Below are 25,140 nucleotides of genomic sequence, written 5' to 3'. Positions count from 1 at the left end.
CTCGAAACGCGCCTGGCGCCGCGTGCCGGTGCCAGCCAGCGCCGTCATGCCCTCGTAGGCCACGGCCGCCGGAGACACCGCGCTGAAGCGCGCCAGCAGCGCCTGCTGCCCGGCCTGCTGCGCGTCGAAGCGGTCGAGCATGGTCGAGAGCCTGTTCCAGAGCGGCGGCCTCACGGGGCTGGTGAACAACGCGGCGGGCAACTTCGTCTCGCCCACCGAGGCCCTCTCGCCGCGCGCCTTCGATGCCATCGCCAACATCGTCTTTCATGGCAGCTTCTACGTGACGCAGGCGGTCGGCAAGCGCTGGGTGGCGCAGGCCAAGTCGGGTGAGTGGAAGCCAGGCGATGCTTTCCGCAGTGTGATGAGCATCATCGTCACCTGGGTCGACAACGGCAGCCCCTACGTGGTGCCCTCGGCCATGAGCAAGGCCGGCATCGAGGTCATGACCAAGTCGCTCGCGGTCGAGTGGGCGCGCCACGGCATCCGCCTGAACGCCGTCGGCCCCGGCGAGATTCCGACCGAGGGCATGAGCAAGCGCCTGAACCCCGGCGAGGAGCCCGGCGCGCGCAGCAAGCAGAACAACCCGATGGCGCGCACCGGCCGCATGAGCGAGCTGCAGAACCTCGCTTCCTTCCTGATGGCGCCGGGCCAGTGCGACTGGCTCACCGGCCAGAGCATCATGATGGACGGCGGCAACGCACTGGCCACCGGCGGCAACTTCTACGAACTGCGCCAGTGGAGCGATGCCGACTGGCTGGCCGCGCGCGAGCGCATCGAGGCGCAGAACCAGAAGGACAAGGCGCAGCGCTGAGGGCCTTTTCGGCTGTCTATTTCTTCGGCGGCCTGGCCGCGTGCACGGTGACCCACTTCTTCACCGGGCTGGACAGCACCAGCGAGGTCGTCACCGAGCCATCGACCGCCAGTGCGTCCACCACGCGCTCCAGGTCGGCCGGCTCGGCGATCGCGCAGCGCACGAAGAAACAGTCTTCGCCGGTCACGCGATCGGCGCTCAGCACCTCCGGCATGGCCTCGAACAGCTTCAGGTATCTGGCGATGCCCGCATGCGTGGTGTCGATGCGGATGATGGCCTGCAGCCCCACGCCCAGCGCGCGCAGGTTGACGCGCGCGCCGTAGCCCTCGATCACGCCCGCTTCTTCCAGCTTGCGCACGCGCTCGCTCATCGCCGGCTGCGACAGGCCGATGCGCTTGCCGATGGCGGCCAGGCTCTGGCGCGCGTCGTTCTGCAGCGCTTCGAGGATCAGGCGGTCTTTCTTGTCGATGTTCATGGAGCGGAGTCGGCAGGGCGCATGGCCGCCGATGGTTGATCGGTTTGCGGCCCTGATTTTCGATGGATTGCCATTCGGCGCAGGCGATGTTGCCGGTATCGTGGGCCGGTCTTCCAGGAGAAACCATCCATGCAACTCGTCGGCATGCTCGACTCACCCTATGTGCGGCGCGCCGCCATCTCGCTGCGCCTGCTCGGCGTTCCTTTCGAGCACCGCTCGATCTCCGTCTTCAGCACCTTCGAGCAGTTCAGCGCCATCAACCCGGTGGTGAAGGCGCCCACGCTGGTCTGCGACGACGGCTCGGTGCTGATGGATTCGACGCTGATCGTCGACTACGCGCAGTCGCTCAGCGGGCGCAGCCTGCTGCCGGCAGACCCGGCGCGGCGGCTGCGCGAGCTGCGCCTCACGGGGCTCGCGCTCGCGGCCTGCGAGAAGACGGTGCAGATCGTCTACGAGCGCAAGCTGCGTCCGGCCGAGAAGCTGCACCAGCCGTGGATGGACCGCGTGCAGGGCCAGCTCGTCGCTGCGTATTCGGCGCTCGAACGCGAGATCGCTGCCGAGCCGCTGCCGGCCAGCGAAGAGGCGATGACCCAGGCCGGCGTCTCGACGGCCGTGGCCTGGGCCTTCACGCAGCTGCTGACGCCCGATGCGGTTTCGCCGCGCGACTTTCCGGCGCTGGCCGCTTTTTCCGCGCAGGCCGAGAGCCTGCCCGTGTTCCTCGCAGCGCCGATGGTCTGAAGAGGTACGTCGCTCAGTCGACGATCTTCGCGCCGCGCTCGGCCAGCAGGCTGCGAAGCACGGAGCGGTGGCAGCGCGATTCGTCCTCGCAGTAGCAGCCCACCGACAGCGATGCGCCGTGCGAGAGCGCGGCCAGCAGGTCGAGGCTGCGGCTCGCGTCGGGCTCGGCCATCTCGGACTTGAACTTGCGCACGAAGGCGTTCCACTGTGCGGGCGATGCCTCTTTCTGGGCCTCCTGCGCCTGCTTCATCGTCTCGACGGAAGGCGCCAGGTTCGGATACCACACGTCGTACCAGTCCTGCGAGGCGAACTCGGTCTTCGGAACGCCGCGCGGCGGACGGCGCACGGTGCCTACGCGCAGGCCCTCGTCGGGCGCGCGCGGTGTGCCGAGGCGGACGATGCGGATGCTCATGGTGGGGTTCCCTTTTTATCTGCTTGTGCTTGTCTCAGGTGCCGACGATACCGCCATCGCGCCGGCGGATGGCCAGCGTCGCCGAGCGCGGCCGTGCGCTGCCCGGCGTGGCACCGTCGGGCCAGGCGCTGTTGGGCCTGGTGTCGCCGTCGTCGCGCGCCTCGCCCGGATGCTGGATGTTGACGAACAGCGTGCGCCGGTCGGGCGTGACCACGCGGCCGGTGATCTCGCAGCCGTTGGGCCCCGTCAAAAAGCGCTTGATGCGGCCCGAGGCCGGGTCGGCGCACAGCATCTGGTTGTTGCCCAGCGCGGTGTAGGGCGGCTTGCCGATCACCTGGCCGCTCATGTCGGTCTGGATCCAGAGCAGGCCGCCACGGTCGAAGTGCAGGCCGTCGGGCGCACCGAAGGCGTCGGCCTCGGCGGAGGGATAGCGCGCGCCGCTGCCGGGCTGCGCCGGGTCGCCCGCCAGCGCGAAGTGGTCCCAGGCGAAGCCGGTGGCGGCGGCATCGCCCGCGTCCTCGCGCCAGCGCAGGATGCCGCCGAAGAGGTTGTTGGCGCGCGGGTTGGCGGCGTCCGGGGCGGGCTTGCCGGCATCGCCGCGCTGGCTGTTGTTGGTGAGGGTGACGTAGACCTCGCCGCTTTGCGGGTGGATGGCGATCCATTCGGGGCGGTCCATCTTCGTGGCGCCGACATGGTCGCCGGCCAGCCGCGCGTGGATCAGCACCTCGGCCTGGTTTGCGAAGCCGTTGGCTGCGTCGAGGCCGTTGCGTCCGTGCGTGAGTTCGAGCCACTGGCCACGTCCGTCGGCGTCGTAGCGCGCGGCGTAGAGCGTGCCCTCGTCGAGCAGGTGGCGGTTGGCCGCCCGCGCGGCGGCGTCGGTGCCGGGGCGCACCTTGTCGCGGCTGATGAATTTGTAGATGTACTCGAAGCGCGAGTCGTCGCCCATGTAGACCACGAGGCGGCCGTCCTTCGCGACGGTGCATGTTGCGCTTTCCTGGCGCTTGCGGCCCAGCGCGGTGCGCTTGACGGGCGTGGCCGTGGGGTCGAACGGATCGATCTCGACCACCCAGCCGAAGCGGTGCGGCTCGTTGGGATGGCGGCTCACGTCGAAGCGCTCGTCGAAGCGCCAGTACTCGACCCACTGCGAGCCGGCCACCGTGCCGTATCGGCGCTGGGCCGGCGTCGCGTTGCGGGCCGCGTCCTTCGGGCCACCGAAGTAGCCGTGGAAGTTCTCCTCGCAGGTCAGGTAGGTGCCCCACGGCGTGACGCCCATGGCGCAATTGGCGAAGGTGCCGAACACCGCGTCGCCGGCCGGATTGGCCGAGGTGCGCATCAGCGGCGTGCCGGCCGCGGGGCCGGCGATGCGCATCGGCGTGTTTCCGTGCACGCGGCGCGCGAAGGGCGAGGGCAGCACCTGCTGCCAGCCCTGGCCGCTGCGCCGGATCTCGATCACCGAGACGCCCATGGCGTGCAGCGACTTGCGGACCTTCACGGCGCTCCATTCCTTGACGCCATCGGTGTGCAGCAGCTGCTCGTCGGTGTACTCGTGGTTCATCACCAGCAGGCCGCGCTCGCCGCCCGCGTCGAGTGGGAAGAAGTGCATGCCGTCGTGGTGCATGCCGGCCTGCACGGCCTGGTCGTCGGCGCTGTTGCCTGCGTCGGGCGCGAAGGGCGGCATGCTGTTCGCGATGCCGGTGGGTGCGCCCCAGGGGTAGAGCAGCTGCCACTCGTATTCGGGCGGCACGACGATGCCGTCACGCAGGGAGGCCGGCACGCCGGTGAAGCCCAGCGGCTCGCCGGGGCGCGCGGCAGTGCCGGTGGACGGCGATGCCGTGGTGCAACCCTGCCCGAACAACGCGACCACGGCGGCGGCGGAACCCGATTGAAGAAGAAAGCGGCGGCGGTTCAGGGGCATGGTCGCGGTGTTGTGTAGGCGACAGCCGCCATCATCGCCTGAGCCCGTGCCCGGCGATACTGGCGCGGCAACCGCCCAGGAGACATCGAATGACCGACCGCATCGAACGCACCCGCCACGCCGACGGCGTGGTCGAACTGCATCTCTCGCGCGCCGACAAGATGAACGCGCTCGACCCGGCGATGTTCGATGCGCTCATCGAGGCCGGCGAGGCGCTGCGTGAAGACAAGGCGGCGCGCGCGGTGGTGATCTCGGGCCGCGGCAAGGCCTTCTGCGCGGGGCTCGACATGGCTTCGTTCGAGCGCATGCAGCAGCAGGACGCGGGTGCCGGCGTGCTGGGCGAGGGCGCCGCCGGTGCCGACCTTGTGGTGCGCACGCACGGCATCTCGAATGCCGCGCAGCAGGTCGCGATGGTCTGGCGCGAGGTGCCGGTGCCCGTCATTGCAGCAGTGCACGGCGTGGCCTTCGGCGGCGGCCTGCAGGTGGCGCTGGGGGCGGACATCCGCATCGTCGCGCCCGACACCAGGCTCTCGGTGATGGAGATCAAGTGGGGCCTGGTGCCCGACATGGCCGGCATGGTGCTGATGCGCGAGCTCGCGCGCAGCGACGTGGTGCGCGAGCTCACTTTCACGGGGCGCATCTTCTCGGGCGAAGAGGCGCTGCGCCTGGGCTTCGCCACCCGTGTCAGCGCGGACCCGTTGGCCGAGGCGCTGCAGATGGCGCATGAGATCGCGGGCAAGAGCCCTGACGCGATCCGTGCCGGAAAGCGCCTGCTGAATGCATCGCTCTCGCAGAGCGCGGCCGAACTGCTGCTGGCGGAGTCGGTGGAGCAGAAGGCGCTGATCGGCAGCCCCAACCAGGTCGAGGCAGTGAAGGCCAACCTCGACAGGCGCGCGCCGCGTTTCAACGCGCCTGGCTGACAGCCTCCGAACCGGGGGCCGCGGCCGCCCCCTATGCAATCCGTCGCAATCAGGTGAACGGGCGGCCGGGTAATCCTCCGGCACGCCCATGCTGTTCTTCACGCACGCTCACACCTCCCGTGGTGCACGGAGGTGTTTACATCTGCGCCCACCCTTCGGCCAGCCCTTCAGATCGGGTCCCGAACTGCCGAAAACATCAAAAAGTCCCACGCGGTGTATCTTTATGTAAGAATAAAGTGGTTGTTTTTTGGGGTAAAACGATGCGGATGGAGGTAATTTGTGTGCAGAAGGTCACGTCTTTCCGGTCGCTCGCTCCTGCGGAGGATGGCTCCAGACAGCTCACTCATTAACAATCAAAAGCTTTGCTTAGCGACGGCGATCCTGCATGTCGACGACCACGTTTTTCTGTAACCTCAGCGTGCCCATCCTGGTGGGCGAGGATCGCTACAAGTACATCCCCCTGGTGGGAGTCTTCCGCAGCATTCCATTCGATCAAGTCGACGAATGGGTGATGCACCCTGACGGCCGGCCGCGCAGCGACCGCGAACTGGCGGCCGAAGTTCTTGTCGAGATCCGCAAGCCGCTCGGTTCGAGCGGACGCACGGCGCCGCACGTCTTCGACGTGGCTGACATCCTGCAGCTCGACCGGGCCGCGGCGATCGTCGTGTCGACCTTCCTTGCGGCGCTTCCGCGCGTCTGAAGACGCCGCTGATTCTTCAGTTCTTCTTCTTCAGTCGCACCTGAAGAGCACGCCGCTGCCCAGTGTGGTCGGTGCGTCGGCCTGCGTCAGGAACCGGATCGGATTCCCGTCGATGCGGCAGTAGGCCTGCGCTTCCTGCTCGTTCGCCGCCCTGAATACGCCGTCGTTGAGGCGCTGCACGCCGGTCGCCGGTGTGGCGCAGGCAGCGATGGCGGCGGGAAGAAGGGCGAGCAGCAGTCGGCGCATGAAGGGTAATGGGTATTGTTGGAGGACCCGGGACTTTAAGCGCTTCCCACCGCTCAATGGAAAGCCGGCCTCGAGGCCTGCCCTGGAGAAGAGGAACAGCATCAGGCTGCCCCCTTGCTGCGCGGCGCTTGTGGAATGCGCTTCTCGCGTTTTCCTGTGCCGCTATCGCCTGCCGCGCGCGTCCACCGGCCAGATGGCGGCCAGCGTGCCTCCCTCGACCACGTGGTAAGCGTCATGAAGATTCACCGTCGGATCGCAGTGGGGGGTGACGAACTCCACCCTGGCACCCAGCGCCGGCCTGGGCGCTCCCGCTGGCGGCATCAGCTTGCCGTGCTCGTCGCCGAAGAAGGCGTAGCGGCTTGCCGCGTCGGCGCCTTTCGCCACCAGCGGCACGCCGCTGTCGGTGGAAAAGCACTTGGTGCCTCCATCCACCGTCACCCAGTCGGCGGCATTGGTGCTGACCACTGCCGTCTGCACGAAGAGCGAGGTCTCGAAGGGCGAGGGCTGGTCGCCGTCGGCCAGCACGCGGCTGTACTCGGCGTCCATGAACACGTACGAGCCGGCCTGCAGCTCGGTGAAGGCGTTTTGCTGCGAATCGAGGTCGTGCGTGCCGGTGCCCGCGCCGGTGACGATGTCGAAGTTCAGGCCCTGGCGCCGCGCCGCCGCGACGATGCCCGCCACGGTCTCGCGCAGCGCGGCGGCCGCCGCGCCGCGCTCCTCGCGCGCCACGATGTGCTGCAGGTTGCCTGCGTAAGCCTGCAGCCCGCGCAGCCGCAGGCGCGGCTCGGCGGCCGCCAGCGCGGCCATCTCGAGCACCTTGGCCTGCGTGGCGGCGCCGGTGCGGTTGTAGCCCGCGCCGTAGTCCACCAGCACGTCCAGCGGATGCGTGAGTTCGCTCGCGGCGCGCGCCAGTTCGGCGAGGTTCTGGGGGTTGTCGATCACCACCATCACGTCGCCCGGACGGGCGCGCTGTGCCAGCTTGACGAGCCGCGCGATCTTGCTCGGCGTGACCGCCGGCGAGGTGATGAGCACGCCCGGAATGCCGCCCTGGACCATCACTTCCGCCTCGCCCAGCGTGACGCAGCTCACGCCGACGGCACCGGCCGCCACCTGGCGGCGTGCTATCTCGACCGACTTGTGCGTCTTCACGTGCGGGCGAAGGTTCACGCCGTGCGCCTTGGCGAAGGCGGCCATGCGCTCGATGTTGCGCGTCATCGCGGGCAGGTCGATCAGCAGGGCGGGGGTGTCGAGCAGATGGCGGCCGCCGGGAACGCCGATCAGCGGCGCGTTGACTTGCTGCAGGTCTTGGGGCATCGGGGAAAAGCCTTTGTCTCGGTACTTGTTGAGGAGTGGAAAACACCCCGCGCCCGGCACTGGCGCGCGGGATTCCGGGCGAGATGATCGCACTGAATCGCTCGCAGGCTGCCCCCGTGCAGACGCTAGGCCGGGTGCGAGGGCCCGTGCCGCCCCGGCCCGCGCAGCGCCAGCCACCACAGCAGCGCGGCGTTGACCGACCAGCTCGCGGCGAGCATCAGGAGTGCCGTGTGGGCCACCCCGGGCGACAGGCCCAGCGTCAGCAGGCTCAGCGACCACGGCAGCCCGCCCGCGATGGCGATCAGCAGGCTCACGTCGCTGTCGGGCGCGACGGCGCAGGCCAGGATGCAGGCGACGCCGACGACCGTGTAGGCCAGGGCGGCGACGCGCCATCCGGAGCGCGAAGGCGAGCGTGTATTTGCAAGCGGCATGCCTTGAGCATCGCCGATCCTGCATGACGCAGTGAAGGCTTATTGCGTTAAAGGGTGTAGTGTTTTCGAGCAGTCGCCAACGAAGCCGAATGTTCATCTTCGCTACTTGGGTCTGTCATTTGTGCGCGCCACCATGCGCGGCATGGCTGGTCAACTTATCTCCATCGCCCTGACCGTCGACCAACACGACGAGGGCCACTATTTCTGGGTGCTGCTGGAATCCTTCGACAACTCGATGGAGTTCGAACCGCTGATGGAGGCGGCCAAGGGTTTCCACACCTATGCCGAGGCGCTGCAGGCCGGGTATGTCGTGCTCAAGGGGCTCTCGGAAGACCTGAATGTCGGACCTCGAGAGGAACTCGACGACACGATCGCTGCAGAATGAGAAACGCCCTCGGCAACGCACGCTGAGCGATCTTGGCGCGCGGGCCGAATGCCCTGCGGCTGTCAACGGCGAGCGGTTTTGACTGACACGCACCCGGTACGGTCCCGACGAGATTGAGTCGAATGGTCGCTGATGCTGCACGGCCCTCGAGCGGGGCCGCAGCGATGCCGATCCCACGACGACCAACGAGTCAGGGAGTTTGCATGGTCGAATATTTCCGGGTAGGCCTCCCGTATATCCGAATGCGCTTCAAGGTGCCCGCTCGGCGCGGAGGCAGGGTTGAGCTTTGCGGACGATTCGGTGCCATCACCGGCGCCAGCGGCGAGTATCTGCTTGTGCGCTTCGACGGCGAACCGGCGGCGTCCATCGTTCATCCGATCGAGCTCAACTATGTGGAGGCGGGGGAGGCGGCGGAGCCATTGGGTGAACGCAATGGCGAAGCCGGTCCGGCTCCGGCGGAGTAGGGCGCGCTATCTCCCGGGGCGTGGATGCCGAGATCTCCTTGAGGTAGATCCACATGACCCCTGTTGCCGTCCCTTTCTGCTTCTTCCGTCGGCCTTGGGCTGGTTAGCAGGGGCCAAAGACTGTATATTCATCCAGTCTTTGGCCACGAGCCCGCGTCGGCGCACACCTGCGCGCCGGGGGCGATGAACCATGAACCAGTTCGAGCTTTTCTTCCCGCGGGGTGCTGCAACAGCAACCGCCGCCTTGCCCATTGCCTTGCCGCAGCAGCGTCTGCCGGCGTTGCCGCCGAAACCGTCGGCCACCCCGGCCGAGCCCGATGAGCCATTCCGCTTCGAGGACGTCGACGTCGAGGAGCGGGTCGCGTACACCGTGAGGCTTGCGGACTATTCGCATCCGGTGGCCGATGCCGTGAAGGTGGCTGAGCAGCGCTTTCGGCGCGAGATCGACCGGCAGCTCGGCGGCGACGTGGTCGAGGCGCTGCGGGCGTTCCAGAATGCAAGCGAGTCAAGCGAGAGCGACTTGTCCAAGGTGGAAATCGCGCTGGCCAAGCGCTGGGCCAAGGCCTATGACGCGGCGCGTACCGCCGGCTTTCGAGATCTGGGCGACACCGACGAGGCATTCTTCGACGTGCGGCCGGTCTGAGCCCGGCAGCCGGCCGCGCCCGGGTGCCGTCGGATCGGTCGCGGATGTGTCAAAGTCAGGGCAGTGCCGTGCACGGCATTGCTTCGAAAGAAAGCGCATCGTGTTCCGCCGACCCTCCATCACCTTCCGGACAACCGCCTTCGTCGCCGTCGTCTGTCTCGCCCTCGTTGCGCTGGACTGCTGGAACAGCTGGCAGTCGCGCGCGGTCCAGCTAAGGCAGATGAGCGTTGCCACGTCGAATCTTGCCCGGGCGATGGCGCAGCAGGCGGACGACACGATCAAGGAAACCGACACCGCCCTGATCGGCGTCGTCGAGCGCGTCGAATACGACGGCACCGGCCCCGCGGCCCTCGAGAGGCTCCACAAGGTCCTCGCCCTGCAGGTGGCGGAGCTTCCGCAGCTCGATGCGATTCACGTCTACGACAGGGATGGCAACTGGGTCGTGAACTCGCGGCAGGCGCGGCCCCAGAACCTCAACAACGCCGAGCGCGAATATTTCATCTTTCATCGCGAGCACGAGGACCGTGGGCCGCACATCGGCATACCGGTGAAGAGCCGCACCAATGGCAAGCTGCTCGTGCCCGTCTCGCGGCGCATCGACAACCCCGACGGCAGCTTCGGCGGCGTGGCGCTCGCGACCATCGACGTCGACTTCTTCACTAGGTTCTACGACAGCCTCGATATCGGCGAGGCCGGTGCCGTAGCGCTCATCCTCGACAGCGGCACGATGATGACGCGGCGGCCGTTCAGTACCGAGATGGTCGGGCGCAACATGCTGGACACGGCCCTCTACCAGGCCTACAAGTCCCTGGGGCCGGTCGGCACCGCCGAGATCAGGTCTTCGCAGGACGGCGTCACGCGCCTGAACAGCTTCAGGCGCCTTTCCGGCTACCCGCTCTTCGTCGGGGCGGCTCTTTCCAAGGACGAGATCCTGGCCGCGTGGTGGGGCGAAACGCTCAGGCATACCGGGGGCGTGATTCTGCTGATCTCCATCATCGGCTTCGTGGGCTGGCGGCTGGTGAGGCAGATGGAGCTGCAGAACAAGACCGAGGCCGAGTTGCGCAGCGCGCGCGACGCGCTGGAAAAGCTCAACAAGACGCTGAACACCCTCGCCATGGAAGACGGCCTCACAGGTCTCGCGAACCGCCGCCAGTTCGACGTGACGCTCGACACCGAATTCAGCCGCGCAATGCGCGACGCGAGCACGCTGGCGCTGATCCTGATCGATGTCGACTGCTTCAAGCAGTACAACGACATCTACGGCCACACGGCCGGGGACGAATGCCTGCAGACGATCGGCCGCACGATCGCCAATCTCGCGGCCCGGCGCCCGGGCGATCTYGCCGYCCGCTACGGCGGCGAGGAACTGGCCGTGCTGCTGCCGAACACCGACGTGGCCGCCGCCGCCGTCCTCGCGGAAAAGATCCGCAGCGCGGTGCGCGATCTGGCCATCGTGCACGCTGGCGCGCCCGACGGCTTCGTCACGCTGAGCGCGGGCGTCGATGCCCTCAGTCCCGCCGGCACGCGGCAACCGCCGAAGGAACTGGTCCAGGCCGCGGACAGGGCCCTCTACGCGGCCAAGCTGGCCGGCCGCAACCGTGTCTGTACGGCCACCGACAGGCCGGCCGAATGAAGAGCCAGCGCGACTGGCGCAAAGCACACGAGCAGGCGCCAATAGCCGCCCGAGCAAGAATCGAAGGCTGGTTGAAACACAACCTTTTCCCTCGGATTGACCGACCCGGCCGGAGACACTTGCGAGGTCTGGCCGATGCCGGTGCGGCCGCTACCGCAGCACCAGAACCGGCAGCGTCGAGCGCACCAGAACCTGCTGCGTCTCGCTGCCCAGCAAGAGGCGCTTGAGGCCCTTTCGCCCGTGCGAGGCCATCACGATCAGATCGCTCCTGTGCTTCTTCGCCGCGGCGATGATCGATTCGGCGACCAGGTCCGAGTTCGCCTGCGCCGTCTTGATCCGCACGCCACGTTCCCGTGCGCGGTCCCGTACCTTGTCGAGCATGGTCTGCGCCTTCTCCGCCCACTGCTTCTCGATGCGGCCCACGTCTTCGGCGGAGAAAGTCATCGAGCCTTCGAAATAGCTCTTCGGGTATCGGGGAACGACGGTCAGTGCGACCAGGTCCGCGTCGTTCTGCACCGCCAGCGAGATGGCGCTGTCGACGGCCTTCTTCGAAAGCGCGGTGCCATCGGTGGCGACGAGGATGCGTTTGAACATGAGGATCTCCACAGGGTATGTGGCGGCCGAGCTTAGGCGCGCCTCGGGCCGCCTGGCTTGATTCAGATCAAGCGCCTCGCCAGGCCCGGCTCTTAGGCTCTGCCGATGAATGCCACGCTCGCCCCCGATCGCGTCGCGATCCCCGCATCTCCCGAAGCAGCCAGCGAGGAGGCCTGGCAGATACTGGACGATCCGGCCGAATGGGCCGGCTTCGGCCGTGAACTGGACCGTGTCGATGGAGGCCATTGGGAGTCGCAGGTCGTGGTCGAGGGCATGCACTGCGCGGCCTGCGCCTTCACCGTCGAGGCCGCGCTGCGGCAGGTGCCCGGCGTGAGCGAAGCGCAAGTCAACGCGGCGAGTCGGCGCGCGCGCGTGGTCTGGTCGCCCGCGCTGACGCGGCCTTCGCGCTGGTTCGAGGCCGGCGCGAAAGCCGGCTACCGGCTGCTGCCGGGCAGTGACCGCTGCGCCAGGGAACTGCGCCGGCGCGAATCGCGGCTGGCCTTGTGGCGCTGGCTGGTCTGCGGCTTCTGCATGATGCAGGTGATGATGTACGCCTACCCGGCGTACGTCGCGCGGCCCGGCGACATGGGCGCCGATTCGGAGCAACTGCTGCGCTGGGCCTCCTGGGTGCTGACCCTGCCCGTGGTGCTCTTCTCCTGCGGACCTTTCTTCCGCAGCGCCTGGCGCGACCTGCGCATGGGCCGCATCGGCATGGACCTGCCGGTGGCCTTCGGCGTGCTCGCGACCTTCGCGGTCAGCAGCGCCGCCACTTTCGATGCCACGGGCCCACTCGGCCACGAGGTGTACTTCGACTCGCTGACGATGTTCGTCTTCTTCCTGCTCACTGGCCGCTGGCTGGAGGCACGGCTGCGCGAGCGCACCGCCGGTTCCCTCGACGCGCTGATGAACCGCCTGCCCGATGGCATCGACCGCCTCGCCGCCGACGGCAGCTGGAAACGCGTGGCCGTGCGCCGGCTCGCTGCGGGAGACGTGGTGCGGGTGCGTCCGGGTGAAGCATTCCCGGCCGATGGCGTGGTGATCGAAGGTGACACCAGCGCCGACGAAGCACTGCTGACCGGCGAATCCCGGCCGGTGCCCCGTCCGTGCGGTGACCGCGTGCTCGCCGGCAGCCACAACCTGTCCGCGCCGGTGCGGGTACGCATCGAATCGGTGGGCGAAGGCACGCGCTTCGCGCAGATCGTCCGGCTGATGGAAAGCGCCGCCTCGCGCAAGCCGCGCCTTGCGCTGCTGGCGGACCGCGTGGCGCGTCCCTTCCTCGCCGCGGTGCTGGCGGCGGCGGCCATGGCCGCGGCGTTCTGGTGGCCGACGGACCCGGGCAAGGCGCTGATGGTGGCGGTGGCGGTGCTCATCGTGACCTGTCCGTGCGCGCTATCGCTCGCAACGCCGGCCGCCATGCTCGCCAGTGCCGGCACGCTGGCGCGAGCCGGCGTGATGACTTCGAACCTGCAGGCGCTGGAGGCATTGGCATCGGTCGACACGGTGGTGTTCGACAAGACCGGCACGCTGACGGGCGACGTGCCCCGCCTGGAGCGCATCTACTGCCGCCAGGGACTGCGGCCCGGCGATGCGCTCGAAGTGGCTGCGGCACTCGCCGCGCAATCGCTGCATCCCGTGGCGCAGGCGCTGGTGAATGCATGGCATGCGCGGTTCCGCTCGGCACCCGGCTGGATCGCGCAGCAGGTCGTCGAGGTGGCGGGCCAGGGCATCGAAGGCCGCATGCGCCGCACGCGTGCTCCCGCCGGGACGCAACAGCGCGTGCGCCTGGGTTCGCCGGGCTTCTGCGGCGTGGCCGCGCTGGAGGTCGATGCCGCGCAGGTCCATGTGGCCGACGAGCAGGGCTGGCTCGCCAGTTTCGTCCTTGCCGAAGAGCTTCGCGCCGATGCCGCCGGCGCCGTGGCGGCGCTGCGCGCGGAAGGGATCACGGTGCGGCTGCTCTCGGGCGACAGGGATGCGGCTGCCCGGGACGTGGCCGCGCGCTGCGGCATCGATTTCGCGCAGGGCGGCTGCACGCCCGAGGACAAGCTCGACGCGCTGTGGCGCCTGCAGGCCGAGGGGCGGCAGATCGCGATGGTGGGAGACGGACTCAACGATGGCCCGTCGCTGGCGCGTGCCAACGCCTCGTTCGCCTTCGGGCGTTCGGTGCCGCTGTCGCGCGCGCATGCCGATTTCGTGGTGCTCGGCGACAGGCTCGCCAGCATTCCGCAGGCGATCGCGCAGGCGCGCAGGACGCTGCGCGTGGTGCGCCAGAACCTCTTCTGGGCCGCGGGCTACAACGCGCTGTGCGTGCCGCTGGCCGTCGCGGGCTGGCTGCCGGCATGGCTGGCCGGCCTCGGCATGGCCGCGAGCTCGCTCGTGGTGGTCCTCAATGCGGCACGCCTTTCGGCCGGCGCGCAAGGAGCGTACTGATGGACATCCTCTTTCTCCTCGTTCCGCTGTCCGTGATGCTGGTCCTGGCGATCCTCGGCGGGCTGTGGTGGGCCATCGAGCGCGGCCAGTTCGAAGACGTCGACATGGAAGGCGAACGCATCCTGCACGGCGATTGATCTGCATCAACCCGCAGGGCGGGGCGCCCACGGAAACTGCCCGTAACTCAATCAAGGGCACGACGATGCAAGAACCAAGACCCCCCGCCGCTGAATACGACGACACGGTCGTGCGGCAGTTCGCGCTCATGTCCGTGGTGTGGGGCGTGGTCGGCATGCTGGTGGGCGTGGTCATCGCCTCCCAGCTGACGTGGCCCGAACTCAACCTCGGCATTCCGTGGCTCAGCTACGGACGCCTGCGGCCGCTGCACACCAACGCGGTCATCTTCGCGTTCGGCGGCTGCGCGCTGATGGCCACCAGCTTCCACGTGGTCCAGCGCACCTGCCAGGTGCGGCTCTTCGCGCCGCGTCTCGCGTCCTTCGTCTTCTGGGGCTGGCAGGCGGTGATCGTGGCGGCTGCCATCAGCCTGCCGATGGGCTACACGCGCGGCAAGGAATACGCCGAGCTCGAATGGCCGATCGGCCTGCTGATCGCGGTGGTCTGGGTGGCCTACGCCATCGTGTTCTTCGGCACCATCGGCAGGCGCAAGGTGCGCCACATCTACGTGGCCAACTGGTTCTACGGCGCCTTCATCATCGCGGTCGCGCTGCTGCACATCGTCAACGGCGCCGTGGTTCCGGCCGGATGGATGAAGAGCTACTCGGCCTATGCCGGCGTGCAGGACGCGATGGTGCAGTGGTGGTACGGCCACAACGCCGTCGGCTTCTTCCTCACGGCCGGCTTCCTCGGGATGATGTACTACTACATCCCGAAGCAGGCGGGCCGGCCGGTGTACTCGTACCGGCTGTCCATCGTGCACTTCTGGGCGCTGATCTTCACCTACATGTGGGCGGGCCCGCATCACCTGCACTACACCGCGCTGCCCGACTGGACGCAGTCGCTGGGCATGGTGTTCTCGCTGATCCTGCTGGCGCCGAGCTGGGGCGGCATGATCAACGGCGTGATGACGCTCTCGGGCGCCTGGCACAAGCTGCGCACCGACCCGATCCTGCGCTTCCTGATCGTGGCGCTGTCGTTCTACGGCATGTCGACCTTCGAGGGTCCGATGATGTCGATCAAGACCGTCAACGCCCTGAGCCACTACACCGACTGGACCATCGGCCACGTGCACTCCGGCGCGCTCGGCTGGGTGGGCTTCATCAGCATGGGCTCGCTCTACTACCTGATTCCGCGCATGTACGGCCGCACCGCCATGTACAGCGTGCGTGCCATCGAGGTGCACTTCTGGATCGCCACCATCGGCATCGTGCTGTACATCGCGGCCATGTGGATCGCCGGTGTGATGCAGGGCCTCATGTGGCGCTCCATCAACCCCGACGGCACGCTCACCTACACCTTCGTGGAGAGCGTGAAAGCCACCTTCCCGTTCTACCTGGTGCGCGTGATCGGCGGGCTCCTCTACCTCAGCGGGATGCTGCTGATGGCGTGGAACGTCTGGATGACCGTCATCTCCGGGCGCGCGGTGCGCGCCGAGATCCCGCCCCCCGCCATGGCCCACGCCTGAGGACGCACGATGAACCCGAACACTTCCAGGCCCACGGGCTTCACGCACGAGAAGATCGAGACCAACAACCTGCTGATGATCGTGCTGATCCTCGTGGTGGTGGCCGTCGGCGGCCTCGTCGAGATCGTGCCGCTGTTCTTCCAGAAGTCGACCACCGAAGCGGTGCAGGGCGTCAAGCCGCTCACGCCGCTGCAGCTGGCCGGGCGCGACGTCTACCTGCGCGAGGGTTGCTACAACTGCCACTCGCAGATGATCCGGCCCTTCCGCTCGGAGACGCTGCGCTACGGCCACTACTCGGTGGCCGGCGAGTTCGTCTACGACCATCCGTTCCAGTGGGGCAGCAAGCGCACCGGCCCCGACCTGCAGCGCGTGGGCGGCAAGTACAGCGACGAGTGGCATCGCATTCACCTGAACAACCCGCGCGACGTCGTTCCCGAGTCGAACATGCCGGCCTACACCTGGCTGGAGAAGACGCCGGTCGATGCAGAGGCGCTGCCGGCCCACATGCGCGCGCTGCGCCGCGTCGGCGTGCCCTACACGGACGCCGAGATCGCCGGGGCCACGGAAGAAGTCCGGGGCAAGACCGAGATGGAAGCCACGGTGGCCTACCTGCAATCGCTGGGCCTGGCTCTGAAGTAAGCACGCGGCAAAGGACCGAAAACCATGATCGACCTCACCACCTTGCGCATCGCCGCCACCGTCGTCTGCTTCGCGCTGTTCATCGGCATCGTGATCTGGGCCTACTCGCGCCGCAACGCGCCCGGCTTCCAGGAAGCGGCGCGCCTGCCCTTCGAGCAGGACTGAAGGGAGAAACACGATGAGCGATTTCATCAGCCGTTTCTGGTCGGACTACGTGGCAGTGGTCTCCCTGCTGAGTATCCTCGGCTGCGTGATCCTGCTGTGGCTCACCGCCCGCAAGCGTGTTGCCGCCAGCGCCGACAACACCACCGGCCACGTCTGGGACGGGGACCTGCGCGAGGCCAACAATCCGCTGCCGATGTGGTGGGTCGGACTGTTCGTGCTGACCATCGTCTTCGGACTGGGCTACCTTGCTGTCTTTCCGGGGTTGGGCAGTTTCCGGGGCCAGTCCGAATGGACTTCGCGCGGCGAGTACGACGCGGAGGTCGCCAAGGCCACGCAGGAGCTGGCACCCGTCTATGCGAAGTACGCCGCGATGCCTGTCGAGGAAGTCTCGCGGGACCCGCAGGCCCATGCCATCGGCGAGCGGCTCTTCATGGGCAACTGCGCGCAGTGCCACGGCTCCGACGCGCGCGGCAGCAAGGGTTTTCCCAACCTGACGGACAAGGACTGGCTGCACGGCGGCACGCCGGAGAAGATCATCGAATCCATCACCAAGGGCCGCGTGGGCACGATGCCGCCCATGGCCGCCGCCGTCGGCACGCCCGACGACGTGAAGAACGTCGCCAACTACGTGCTGAGCCTGTCGGGCGAGCCGCACGACTCGGTGCGCGCCGGCCTCGGCAAGTCGAAGTTCACGGCCTGCGCCGCCTGCCACGGCATCGGCGGCGTGGGCAACCAGGCGCTGGGCGCGCCCAACCTCAGCGACAGGATCTGGCTGCACGGCTACGGCGAGGCGGCAATCATCCAGATGATCAATTCGGGCAAGCACAACGAGATGCCCGCGCAGGAAGGCCGCCTTACCGAGGCGCAGATCCGGATGGTCGCGTCGTACGTCTGGGGGCTCTCCAACAACGCGGCCGCGGCCACGCCCTGACACCGCCGGCCCGCCATGACCCGCAAGATCATTCCCATAGCGAGCGCGGATACGAACGCGAATGCGGGCGGCGAGGAGGTCGGCCTCTACGAGGCCTCGAAGAAGATCTACCCCCGCACCGTGCGCGGCGTATTCGCGCGCTGGCGCTGGGCCATGGTCTTTCTCACCCAGCTGGTGTTCTACGGCATGCCGTGGGTGGAATGGGGCGGCCGGCAGATGGTGCTGTTCGACCTCGCGGCGCGTCGCTTCTACATCTTCGGGCTGGTGCTGTACCCGCAGGACCTGATCTACCTCTCGGGCCTGCTGGTCATCAGCGCGCTCTCGCTCTTTCTCTTCACCGCCGTGGCGGGGCGGCTGTGGTGCGGCTATGCCTGCCCGCAGACGGTCTACACCGAGATCTTCATGTGGGTGGAGCAGAAGATCGAGGGCAACCGCGTCGCGCGCATGCGGCTGGACGCCGAACCGATGTCGCTCGAGAAGCTGGTGAAGAAGTGGTTCAAGCACATCGTGTGGATCGGCATCGCGATGTGGACCGGCTTCACCTTCGTGGGCTACTTCACGCCCATCCGCGAACTCGGCATGGCCTTCCTGCAGACGCAGATGGGCTCGTGGGAGGTCTTCTGGGTGTTCTTCTACGGCTTCGCGACCTACGGCAACGCCGGCTTCATGCGCGAACAGGTCTGCAAGTACATGTGCCCCTACGCGCGCTTCCAGAGCGCGATGTTCGACCGCGACACCCTGATCGTCACCTACGACCCCCAGCGCGGCGAGCCGCGCGCGCCGCGCCGCAAGGGGCCCGATCCACGCACGATGGCGCTGGGCGACTGCATCGACTGCGGCCTGTGCGTGCAGGTGTGCCCCACCGGCATCGACATCCGCAAGGGCCTGCAGTACGAGTGCATCGGCTGCGGCCTTTGCGTGGATGCCTGCGACACGGTCATGCAGAAGATGGCCTATGCGCCGGGGTTGATCCGCTACGACACGCAGAACGGCATGGAGGCCGGCTGGTCGCGCCGCCAGCTGTTGCGGCGAGTGCTGCGTCCGCGCGTGCTGGTCTACACGGCGATCCTGGCGTTGCTGGTGGCGGGCCTGCTGGGCAGCCTGGTGGCGCGCACGCCGCTGAAGGTCGACGTGGTGCGCGACCGTGCATCGCTGGCGCGGATCGCCGAGGGCGGACGGCTCGAGAACGTCTACCGGCTGCAGATCATGAACGCCACCGAGCAGCCCCGGCGCTACCTCATCTCGGCCGGCGGGCTGGACGGGCTGAGCGTGTCGCCGGACGAGCCGGTGAGCGTCGATGCGGCCCAGTCGCGCTGGGYCGCGGTGCGGCTGCAGGTGCCCTACGGCAGCGTGCCCGCCGGATCGCACACGGTGCACTTCAGCATCCGCGAGGAGGGTGGTGGAGCGCAGGTTTCCGAGAAAGCGGCCTTCCTGGTGCCGCGTTGAAAGGCAGGCGATGAATGCAGTGAGCGATTCGACGGTGAACGCGATGGCGGACAAGCCCTGGTGGCGCCATCCGCTGCTGTGGATGGTGATCGGCGGCCCGGCGGTCGTGGTGATCGCCAGCTTCGTGACCTTCTGGCTGGCCTGGCGAAACCCCGATGCGCTGGTGTCGCAGGACTACTACCGCGAGGGCGTCGAGATCAACAAGACCTTCGCGAAGAAGCACCTTCCCGCGCTGACCGGGCGCAACCATGCGACCACCCCCGCGGAGGACATGCCGCCGGTGGTCCGCAAGGCCGCGCCATGAACGGAATGCGCCTGGCCGCCAGCATCCTCTGGCCGTCCTTCCTGGTGGCCTGCGGCATGGAGGTGCTGGTGTTCGCGCTCGTGGACCCCATCAACACCTTCTGCGGCGCCGACGCGCTGCGCATGTCGCGCCAGGGCATCTACACGGGTGCCTTCTTCGTCTTCTGGCTGATGGCCGCGGCGTCCAGCGCCTGCACGGTGCTGCTCGGCGGATCGGCCGCGCCCGGACAGCCAGACACCCCTGCGCACACACCCTCACCATGACTTCCATCGCTCCCGCCCCCGAGCCCGTGCAGGCGCCGCTGCCCGTCGAGCTGCTGCGGCAGTTCGACGTGCCCGGGCCGCGCTACACCTCGTATCCCACCGCGGACCGCTTCGTCGAGGCCTTCGGCGCCGACGACTACGTGCAGGCTCTGCGGCGGCGCCGCGCGGCCGGCTCGGTGGCATTGCCGCTGTCGCTGTACGTCCACATTCCGTTTTGCGAGTCGCTGTGCTACTACTGCGCCTGCAACAAGATCGTCACCCGGCACCATGAATGGGGCCGGCAGTACCTGGCCTACCTGGCGCGCGAGGTGGAGCTGCAGGTCGCGCAACTGGGCCGCAATGCCACCGTGTCCCATCTGCACCTGGGCGGCGGTTCGCCGACTTTTCTCGACGATGCGGAGCTCGGCGAACTCATGGCGCTGTTGCACCGCTCATTCGCCTTCGTGCCCGGCGGCGAGCGCTCCATCGAGATCGATCCGCGCACGGTAGACGCGCAAAGGCTCGCGAACCTCGCGGCGCTGGGCTTCAACCGCCTGAGCTTCGGCGTGCAGGACTTCGATCCGGCCGTGCAGCAGGCGGTGCACCGCATCCAGCCCGCGTCGCAGGTCTTCGCACTGATGGACGCCGCCCGCTCGCTGGGCTTCGAGTCGATCAACGCGGACCTGATCTACGGCCTGCCGCGCCAGAACGACGCCTCCTTCGAGCGCACGCTCGCGCAGGTCTGCGAGCTGCGGCCCGACCGCATCGCGCTCTATGCCTATGCGCACCTGCCCGAGCGCTTCAAGCCGCAGCGGCGCATCCACGCCGAGGAGCTGCCGGACGCTGCCGCGCGCGTGCGCATGCTGGCGAACGCCATCGCAAGGCTCACCGGCGCCGGATACGTTCACATCGGCATGGACCATTTCGCGCTGCCCGACGACCCGCTCGCCGTCGCGAAGCGGGAAGGGCGGCTGCACCGCGACTTCCAGGGCTACGGCACCCGGCCCGAGGGCGACCTGATCGCGCTCGGCGTATCGGGCATCGGGCGCGTGGGCGCCACCTACAGCCAGAACGCCAAGAGCCTGGACGAGTACCGCGACCTGCTCGACCAGGGGCGCCTGCCGGTGGTGCGCGGCCTTGCGCTGTCGCGCGACGACCAGCTGCGCCGCGAGGTGATCATGGCGCTGATGTGCCGGGGCCGCGTCGACTTCGACGCCATGGGCGAAGCCTTCGCCATCGACTTCCGCCGCTACTTCGCCACCGAGTTCGCCGCTCTCGGAACGCTGGTCGCAGACGGCCTGGTGCGCCTGAGCGACCACGACCTGGTGGTCACCGAAGAGGGCTGGTTCCTCGTGCGCGCGGTCGCGATGGTGTTCGACCGGTATGCCCGCGCCAACCGCACGCGCTTCTCCCGCGTGGTCTGACCATGCAGCTCGCGCTCGCCGGTGCCGCACTGTTCATGGGCCTTGCCGGCGGGCCGCACTGCGTGGCGATGTGCGGCGCCGCCTCGTCGGCCGTGATACGGATCGTGCCGCTGCCGGCCGTGGGGCAGGGCGCCATGCCGGCGCTCGCCGCGCCCGGTGCCTTCCATCTCGGCCGCATCGCGAGCTACGCGGCGGCGGGCGCGGTCGCGGCCGCCAGCGTGGACAGCCTCGCGCTGGCCAGCGCGCAGGTCGCCGCACTGCGGCCGCTGTGGGTGCTGCTGCACGTCTTCGTGTTCGCCTGGGGCGCGATGCTGGCGGTCACGGGGCGGCAGCCGCTGTGGGCGCGCCGCATCGGCCGCTCGCTCGAGTCGCGTCTTCGTCCGCATGCGGGAGGCACCTGGCTGGGTGTGCTTGCCACCGGACTGCTGTGGGTGGCGCTGCCTTGCGGGCTGCTCTATTCGGCCCTGATGCTGGCCGGGCTAGGCAGCAGCCCTCTGGAAGGCGCGCTGCTGATGGCGTTGTTCGCCATCGGAAGCGGCCTCTCGCTGCTGATCGGCCCCTGGGTCTGGCTGCGCCTGGCCGGAGACGGCGCCCGCCAGGCCTGGGGCGCGCGGCTGGCCGGCGTGCTGCTGGCGATGGTGGCCGCGCATGCGGTGTGGTCGGACCTCATCCGCCAGATCGACGCCTGGTGCCGATGAAGCAGGGTGCTTCCCCGGGAGGCGCATCGGCGGCGAGTGTCTTCCATCCCCGGGGCGTGATGCCGGTCACGGTGGCCGCGCCCTGAGGCGGGCCCTTGCCGGCGCCCGCGCGGTCAGGGGGAATCATTGCCTCGACCTGCCCGGCGGCCGCGAGCACGCGCAGCCTGTCGATCATCGCGGGGTCGGCTTCGACGCAAGGCAGCCCCGCATCGGCGAGCCTTCGCAGCAGGTTCATGCACATCGGACGTTCCCCGGCGCGCTCAGTCCAGCGTGAGCCACTTGATGAGCAGCTCGAACACGAGCCACAGGACGGTGCCGCCGAATACGGCGCACAGCAGGATGAGCAGCAGAAGATGGATCGACATCCGGCCCTCCGTCGTTCGGTGGACGCGCATCGGATCTCAGCGTCCGTCGCGCGGGCAGGTGCTGAGTCCGAACAGGGTGTAGGCCGGGCAGTTGCCCACCACGCCCGTCAGCAGCGCAACCACGCCGATGTAGCCCCAGAACCCGATGGTTCCCCTGACCGCCAGGGCGATCAGCAGCAGGCCCGCGCCGATACGCAGCGCGCGGTCGAGGACTCCGACATTCTTCGTCAGGAAAGGCATGCGAGATCTCCTTTGGATGATGGAAGGAAATCTTGCGCGCCGCGTCCGCGGCGGATGTTGAGGTGGATCAAGCCCCGGTGCGGTCCGCCGCTGGTCCGCCGCCGATTGACGCAGCGCAAGCCCTCGCGTGGCCGGCAGGCCTAAGGTCGCTTCCATCGCAAACCGCCAGCCCAAGGAGAGCCTTCATGCAGCCCCCCAAATCCATCCTGCTTCACCTCGACGGCTCGGCCCGCACGGTGGAGCGAATCAGGCTGGCCCGCCAGCTCGCCGAGACCTTCGAGGCCGAGGTCACGGCGCAACCGTGCACCCTGTCCGCGCTCATGCGCTATCCGTACGCCATCGAGGCGGCCGCGGAGGCGGTCGCGATCATGCAGGAGATCGACAAGGACGCGCGCGACAGGATGCACGCCACCTTCATGGAGCACAGTGCGGGCTCGCCGCGCCTGCACTGGGCAGAGGCGCAGAGCGACGGCCCGTGGGGCTTCGGCCGGCGTGCCCTGTACGCCGACCTGCTGATCCTCGGGCAGCGCGACCGCAACGACCCGATGGATGGCGAACTCCCCGGCGACTTCCTGCCCAGCGTGCTGGTGCAAAGCGGCCGTCCTGCGCTGGTGCTGCCCTACGCGGGGCCGATAGGCCCCATCGGCCGCAACGTGCTGGTGGCCTGGAAGGAGACGCGCGAATCCGCGCGTGCCGTGAGCGCCTCGCTGCCATGGCTGCGCAAGGCGGAGCGCGTGGACGTCGTCGCGTACGGCGAGGGCGCGAACGAATCGCTGCAGAGCCTGCAGGCCTACCTGCGGATGCAGGGCGTCGATGACGTCCGGCTGCATCCCGGTGGCGACAAGGACGACGACGTGGGCAACAAGCTGCTGTCCCTCGCCTCCGACCTCAGTTCCGACCTGCTGGTGATGGGCTGCTACGGCCACAGCAGGGCGCGCGAATGGGTGATGGGCGGCGCCACGCTGTCCATGCTGCAGTGGATGACGCTGCCGGTGCTGATGTCCCACTGAGGCCCTCATGCGCATCGACTTCCTCGGCGGCACGGGCACCGTCACCGGCTCGAAGTACCTGCTGAGCCATGGCGGCCGGCGGCTGCTGGTCGATTGCGGGCTCTTCCAGGGGCTCAAGCAACTGCGCCTGCGCAACTGGGACGTGCTGCCGGTCGATCCCGCCAGCATCGACGCGGTGGTGCTGACGCACGCGCACCTCGACCACAGCGGCTTCGTTCCGGCGCTGGTCCGGCTCGGCTTCAAGGGCGCCGTCTACTGCACCAGGGCCACCCTGGAGCTCTGCGAGCTGCTGCTGCCGGATTCGGGCCGCCTGCAGGAGGAGGACGCCGACTATGCCAACCGCCACGGCCACTCGAAGCACAAGCCCGCGCTGCCGCTGTATACCGAGCGGGAGGCGCGGACCGCGCTCGGGCGCTTCGAGACCATTCCCTTCGGCCAGGAGTGTTCGCCATGGCCTGGCTGGTCCTGGCAGATGTCCAGGGCCGGCCACATACTCGGCGCCGGCAGCCTGCGGGTCGGCTGGGACGGTTCGAGCATTCTTTTCTCGGGCGACCTGGGGCGCGGCGAAGACCTGCTGATGCGTCCGCCCGAAGCCGCCAGCCCGGCGGACTACGTGGTGGTGGAGTCCACCTATGGAGGCCGCAGGCATCCGGCGACCGACACGCTCGCAGAGCTGGCGGGCGTGATCAACCGCACGGCCGCGCGCGGCGGCATCGTGGTGATACCGGCCTTCGCCGTCGGCCGGGCGCAGACGCTGCTGCACTGCATCCATCTGCTCAAGGAGGCGCACCGCATTCCGGACATGCCGGTGTACCTGAACAGCCCGATGGCGACCGACGCCACGCGCATCTACAGGAAGCACTGCGACGAGCACCGGCTGAGCGCGCAGCAGTGCGCGACGATGCTGGGGAAGACCATCGTCGTCAACACGATCGACGAATCGATACGGCTGAACACCCTGAGCTTCCCGTCGATCATCGTGTCCGCCAGCGGCATGGCCACTGGCGGGCGGGTGCTGCACCACCTGAAGGCCTACGCGCCCGACGCCCGCAACACCATCCTGTTCGCGGGCTTCCAGGCGGCCGGCACGCGAGGCGCCGCCATGGTGGCGGGTGCCGACGCGGTCAAGATCCATGGTGCCTACGTGCCGGTGCGCGCGGGGGTCGCGAACCTCGAGACGCTGTCCGCCCATGCCGACCACGACGAACTGCTCGCCTGGCTCGATGGCCAGCGTGCGCCGCGACGGGTGTTCGTGACCCACGGGGAGCCGGTGGCTGCCGATGCGCTGCGGCTGGCCATCGAGGAGCGCCACGGCTGGCCGTGCACTGTGCCCGAGTACCGCGACTCGCGGGAGCTCTGAACCGAAGATTCGACCCGCGCCGCAGGTTCAGGGCACGAGCACCGCGGCACCCTCGATGCGGCCCGCGCGCAGATCGGCCAGCGCTTCGTTGGCCTGCGCGAGCGGGTAGGTCCTGACATGAACCTGCAGCGGGTGCGTCCGCGCGAAATCGAGGAACTCCCGGGCGTCCGCGCGCGTGAGGTTCGCCACCGAGACCACGCTGCGCTCCTCCCACAGCAGCCGGTACGGGAAGGCGGGAACGTCGCTCATGTGGATGCCGCCGCAGACCACCCGGCCGCCCTTGCGCACGACGCGCAGTGCCGCCGGCACCAGTTCGCCGGCGGGCGCGAAGATGATGGCCGCGTCCAGGGCTTCGGCCGGCACTTCGTTGGAGCCGCCGGCCCAGGCGGCGCCGAGGCTGCGCGCGAAGGCTTGCGTCGCCTTGTCCGCGGGCCGCGTGAATGCATAGACCTGGCGGCCCTGCGCGACGGCGGCCTGCGCCACGAGGTGCGCCGCGGCGCCGAAGCCGAAGATGCCCAGCCGGCGCGCGCCGTCGCCCGCGGCCTTGAGGCTGCGCCAGCCGATCA

Annotated in this window: 31 protein-coding genes and 1 pseudogene; 21 read left to right on the top strand and 11 right to left on the bottom strand. The window is 68.5% G+C overall.

Annotated elements, in window-relative coordinates; genetic code table 11:
• Window positions 1-141, bottom strand: a 141-nt coding sequence (locus tag QMO14_RS27600) for a DUF3526 domain-containing protein (protein WP_301511079.1), incomplete at its 3' end; no start/stop codon positions are given.
• Between QMO14_RS27600 and QMO14_RS27595 the strand changes: the two are divergent.
• A pseudogene (locus QMO14_RS27595) lies at window positions 140-811 on the top strand (SDR family oxidoreductase); the annotation flags it as partial. The gene QMO14_RS27600 and the pseudogene QMO14_RS27595 sit on opposite strands and share 2 nt — an antisense overlap.
• A gap of 16 nt (window positions 812-827) precedes the next feature.
• On the opposite strand, the gene QMO14_RS27590 reads toward QMO14_RS27595, so the two are convergent.
• Window positions 828-1,286, bottom strand: coding sequence for an Lrp/AsnC family transcriptional regulator (locus tag QMO14_RS27590; RefSeq protein WP_301511076.1), 459 nt, complete (start codon window positions 1,284-1,286; stop codon window positions 828-830).
• Window positions 1,287-1,415: 129 nt separating this feature from the next.
• On the opposite strand from QMO14_RS27590, the gene QMO14_RS27585 reads away from it, so the two are divergent.
• Window positions 1,416-2,024, top strand: coding sequence for a glutathione S-transferase (locus tag QMO14_RS27585; RefSeq protein WP_301511075.1), 609 nt, complete (start codon window positions 1,416-1,418; stop codon window positions 2,022-2,024).
• 13 nt (window positions 2,025-2,037) lie between these two features.
• Here the strand turns inward: QMO14_RS27585 and QMO14_RS27580 are convergent, their stop codons facing one another.
• Both QMO14_RS27580 and QMO14_RS27575 read right to left on the bottom strand, forming a co-directional pair.
• Window positions 2,038-2,436 (bottom strand): DUF488 domain-containing protein, encoded by a 399-nt coding sequence (locus QMO14_RS27580; protein ID WP_301511074.1) that lies wholly within the window; start codon window positions 2,434-2,436, stop codon window positions 2,038-2,040.
• A gap of 34 nt (window positions 2,437-2,470) precedes the next feature.
• A complete protein-coding gene (locus QMO14_RS27575; protein WP_301511073.1) occupies window positions 2,471-4,351 on the bottom strand; it encodes a PhoX family phosphatase in 1,881 nt (626 codons plus the stop codon).
• Between the two features lie 89 nt (window positions 4,352-4,440).
• Between QMO14_RS27575 and QMO14_RS27570 the strand changes: the two genes are divergently transcribed.
• Both QMO14_RS27570 and QMO14_RS27565 read left to right on the top strand, forming a co-directional pair.
• On the top strand, window positions 4,441-5,271 hold the full coding sequence (locus QMO14_RS27570; protein ID WP_301511072.1) for a crotonase/enoyl-CoA hydratase family protein: 831 nt from the start codon (window positions 4,441-4,443) through the stop codon (window positions 5,269-5,271).
• A 385-nt stretch (window positions 5,272-5,656) separates the two neighbouring features.
• Window positions 5,657-5,971, top strand: a complete 315-nt coding sequence (locus QMO14_RS27565) for a hypothetical protein (protein WP_301511071.1) — start codon at window positions 5,657-5,659, stop codon at window positions 5,969-5,971.
• A 30-nt stretch (window positions 5,972-6,001) separates the two neighbouring features.
• On the opposite strand, the gene QMO14_RS27560 is transcribed toward QMO14_RS27565, so the two are convergent.
• From QMO14_RS27560 to QMO14_RS27550, 3 genes are all read right to left on the bottom strand, one after another.
• A complete protein-coding gene (locus tag QMO14_RS27560) occupies window positions 6,002-6,319 on the bottom strand; it encodes a hypothetical protein (RefSeq protein WP_301511069.1) in 318 nt (105 codons plus the stop codon).
• A gap of 60 nt (window positions 6,320-6,379) precedes the next feature.
• On the bottom strand, window positions 6,380-7,531 hold the full coding sequence (locus tag QMO14_RS27555) for a DSD1 family PLP-dependent enzyme (protein ID WP_301511068.1): 1,152 nt from the start codon (window positions 7,529-7,531) through the stop codon (window positions 6,380-6,382).
• 125 nt (window positions 7,532-7,656) lie between these two features.
• The gene (locus QMO14_RS27550; protein WP_301511066.1) at window positions 7,657-7,962 is read right to left on the bottom strand and encodes a hypothetical protein; all 306 of its coding nucleotides are present in this window, start codon (window positions 7,960-7,962) and stop codon (window positions 7,657-7,659) included.
• A 142-nt stretch (window positions 7,963-8,104) separates the two neighbouring features.
• On the opposite strand from QMO14_RS27550, the gene QMO14_RS27545 reads away from it, so the two are divergent.
• The 4 genes from QMO14_RS27545 to QMO14_RS27530 all read left to right on the top strand — a co-directional run bounded on the left by QMO14_RS27545 (window position 8,105) and on the right by QMO14_RS27530 (window position 11,087).
• Window positions 8,105-8,347, top strand: a complete 243-nt coding sequence (locus QMO14_RS27545; RefSeq protein ID WP_301511064.1) for a hypothetical protein — start codon at window positions 8,105-8,107, stop codon at window positions 8,345-8,347.
• Between the two features lie 203 nt (window positions 8,348-8,550).
• On the top strand, window positions 8,551-8,811 hold the full coding sequence (locus QMO14_RS27540) for a hypothetical protein (protein WP_301511062.1): 261 nt from the start codon (window positions 8,551-8,553) through the stop codon (window positions 8,809-8,811).
• 190 nt (window positions 8,812-9,001) lie between these two features.
• On the top strand, window positions 9,002-9,454 hold the full coding sequence (locus QMO14_RS27535; protein WP_301511060.1) for a hypothetical protein: 453 nt from the start codon (window positions 9,002-9,004) through the stop codon (window positions 9,452-9,454).
• 100 nt (window positions 9,455-9,554) lie between these two features.
• On the top strand, window positions 9,555-11,087 hold the full coding sequence (locus tag QMO14_RS27530) for a sensor domain-containing diguanylate cyclase (protein WP_301511058.1): 1,533 nt from the start codon (window positions 9,555-9,557) through the stop codon (window positions 11,085-11,087).
• Window positions 11,088-11,237: 150 nt separating this feature from the next.
• Here the strand turns inward: QMO14_RS27530 and QMO14_RS27525 are convergent, their stop codons facing one another.
• Window positions 11,238-11,681, bottom strand: a complete 444-nt coding sequence (locus tag QMO14_RS27525; RefSeq protein WP_301511056.1) for a universal stress protein — start codon at window positions 11,679-11,681, stop codon at window positions 11,238-11,240.
• A gap of 105 nt (window positions 11,682-11,786) precedes the next feature.
• Between QMO14_RS27525 and QMO14_RS27520 the strand changes: the two genes are divergently transcribed.
• The 11 genes from QMO14_RS27520 to QMO14_RS27470 all read left to right on the top strand — a co-directional run bounded on the left by QMO14_RS27520 (window position 11,787) and on the right by QMO14_RS27470 (window position 21,599).
• Window positions 11,787-14,108 (top strand): cation-translocating P-type ATPase, encoded by a 2,322-nt coding sequence (locus QMO14_RS27520; RefSeq protein ID WP_301511054.1) that lies wholly within the window; start codon window positions 11,787-11,789, stop codon window positions 14,106-14,108.
• On the top strand, window positions 14,108-14,245 hold the full coding sequence (ccoS, locus tag QMO14_RS27515; protein WP_019657396.1) for a cbb3-type cytochrome oxidase assembly protein CcoS: 138 nt from the start codon (window positions 14,108-14,110) through the stop codon (window positions 14,243-14,245). Before QMO14_RS27520 ends, ccoS begins: the two co-directional genes overlap by 1 nt.
• A gap of 65 nt (window positions 14,246-14,310) precedes the next feature.
• Window positions 14,311-15,750 (top strand): cytochrome-c oxidase, cbb3-type subunit I, encoded by a 1,440-nt coding sequence (ccoN, locus tag QMO14_RS27510; RefSeq protein WP_301511052.1) that lies wholly within the window; start codon window positions 14,311-14,313, stop codon window positions 15,748-15,750.
• Window positions 15,751-15,759: 9 nt separating this feature from the next.
• Window positions 15,760-16,389 carry a cytochrome-c oxidase, cbb3-type subunit II gene (ccoO, locus tag QMO14_RS27505; RefSeq protein WP_301511051.1) on the top strand — a complete coding sequence of 210 codons (630 nt, stop codon included), beginning with the start codon at window positions 15,760-15,762 and terminating at the stop codon, window positions 16,387-16,389.
• A gap of 24 nt (window positions 16,390-16,413) precedes the next feature.
• Complete coding sequence (locus QMO14_RS27500; RefSeq protein ID WP_132752802.1) at window positions 16,414-16,554, top strand: CcoQ/FixQ family Cbb3-type cytochrome c oxidase assembly chaperone; 141 nt, start codon at window positions 16,414-16,416, stop codon at window positions 16,552-16,554.
• A gap of 13 nt (window positions 16,555-16,567) precedes the next feature.
• Window positions 16,568-17,485, top strand: coding sequence for a cytochrome-c oxidase, cbb3-type subunit III (gene ccoP, locus QMO14_RS27495; protein WP_301511048.1), 918 nt, complete (start codon window positions 16,568-16,570; stop codon window positions 17,483-17,485).
• 15 nt (window positions 17,486-17,500) lie between these two features.
• Window positions 17,501-18,931 (top strand): cytochrome c oxidase accessory protein CcoG, encoded by a 1,431-nt coding sequence (gene ccoG, locus QMO14_RS27490; protein WP_301511047.1) that lies wholly within the window; start codon window positions 17,501-17,503, stop codon window positions 18,929-18,931.
• A 10-nt stretch (window positions 18,932-18,941) separates the two neighbouring features.
• The gene (locus QMO14_RS27485) at window positions 18,942-19,235 is read left to right on the top strand and encodes a FixH family protein (RefSeq protein ID WP_301511046.1); all 294 of its coding nucleotides are present in this window, start codon (window positions 18,942-18,944) and stop codon (window positions 19,233-19,235) included.
• Window positions 19,232-19,498, top strand: coding sequence for a hypothetical protein (locus QMO14_RS27480; RefSeq protein ID WP_301511045.1), 267 nt, complete (start codon window positions 19,232-19,234; stop codon window positions 19,496-19,498). Before QMO14_RS27485 ends, QMO14_RS27480 begins: the two co-directional genes overlap by 4 nt.
• Window positions 19,495-20,901, top strand: coding sequence for an oxygen-independent coproporphyrinogen III oxidase (hemN, locus tag QMO14_RS27475; protein ID WP_301511043.1), 1,407 nt, complete (start codon window positions 19,495-19,497; stop codon window positions 20,899-20,901). The genes QMO14_RS27480 and hemN overlap by 4 nt, the downstream gene beginning before the upstream one ends.
• A gap of 2 nt (window positions 20,902-20,903) precedes the next feature.
• Window positions 20,904-21,599, top strand: a complete 696-nt coding sequence (locus tag QMO14_RS27470; RefSeq protein ID WP_301511041.1) for a sulfite exporter TauE/SafE family protein — start codon at window positions 20,904-20,906, stop codon at window positions 21,597-21,599.
• On the opposite strand, the gene QMO14_RS27465 is transcribed toward QMO14_RS27470, so the two are convergent.
• Both QMO14_RS27465 and QMO14_RS27460 read right to left on the bottom strand, forming a co-directional pair.
• Window positions 21,568-21,834, bottom strand: a complete 267-nt coding sequence (locus tag QMO14_RS27465) for a hypothetical protein (protein WP_301511040.1) — start codon at window positions 21,832-21,834, stop codon at window positions 21,568-21,570. The genes QMO14_RS27470 and QMO14_RS27465 overlap by 32 nt on opposite strands.
• 166 nt (window positions 21,835-22,000) lie before the next feature.
• Window positions 22,001-22,195 carry a DUF2892 domain-containing protein gene (locus QMO14_RS27460; protein WP_301511078.1) on the bottom strand — a complete coding sequence of 65 codons (195 nt, stop codon included), beginning with the start codon at window positions 22,193-22,195 and terminating at the stop codon, window positions 22,001-22,003.
• Window positions 22,196-22,389: 194 nt separating this feature from the next.
• Between QMO14_RS27460 and QMO14_RS27455 the strand changes: the two genes are divergently transcribed.
• Window positions 22,390-23,214, top strand: coding sequence for a universal stress protein (locus tag QMO14_RS27455; protein WP_301511039.1), 825 nt, complete (start codon window positions 22,390-22,392; stop codon window positions 23,212-23,214).
• Window positions 23,215-23,221: 7 nt separating this feature from the next.
• A complete protein-coding gene (locus QMO14_RS27450) occupies window positions 23,222-24,574 on the top strand; it encodes an MBL fold metallo-hydrolase RNA specificity domain-containing protein (RefSeq protein WP_301511038.1) in 1,353 nt (450 codons plus the stop codon).
• A 27-nt stretch (window positions 24,575-24,601) separates the two neighbouring features.
• On the opposite strand, the gene QMO14_RS27445 is transcribed toward QMO14_RS27450, so the two are convergent.
• On the bottom strand, window positions 24,602-25,140 hold a 539-nt coding region (locus QMO14_RS27445), incomplete at its 5' end, for a zinc-binding dehydrogenase (RefSeq protein WP_301511037.1).

The organism is Variovorax sp. CAN15, from assembly GCF_030462475.1.
Classification (GTDB): domain Bacteria; phylum Pseudomonadota; class Gammaproteobacteria; order Burkholderiales; family Burkholderiaceae_C; genus Variovorax.
Note: the sequence above shows the minus strand (reverse complement) of the source record. Positions and strands in the feature narration are given on the sequence as shown.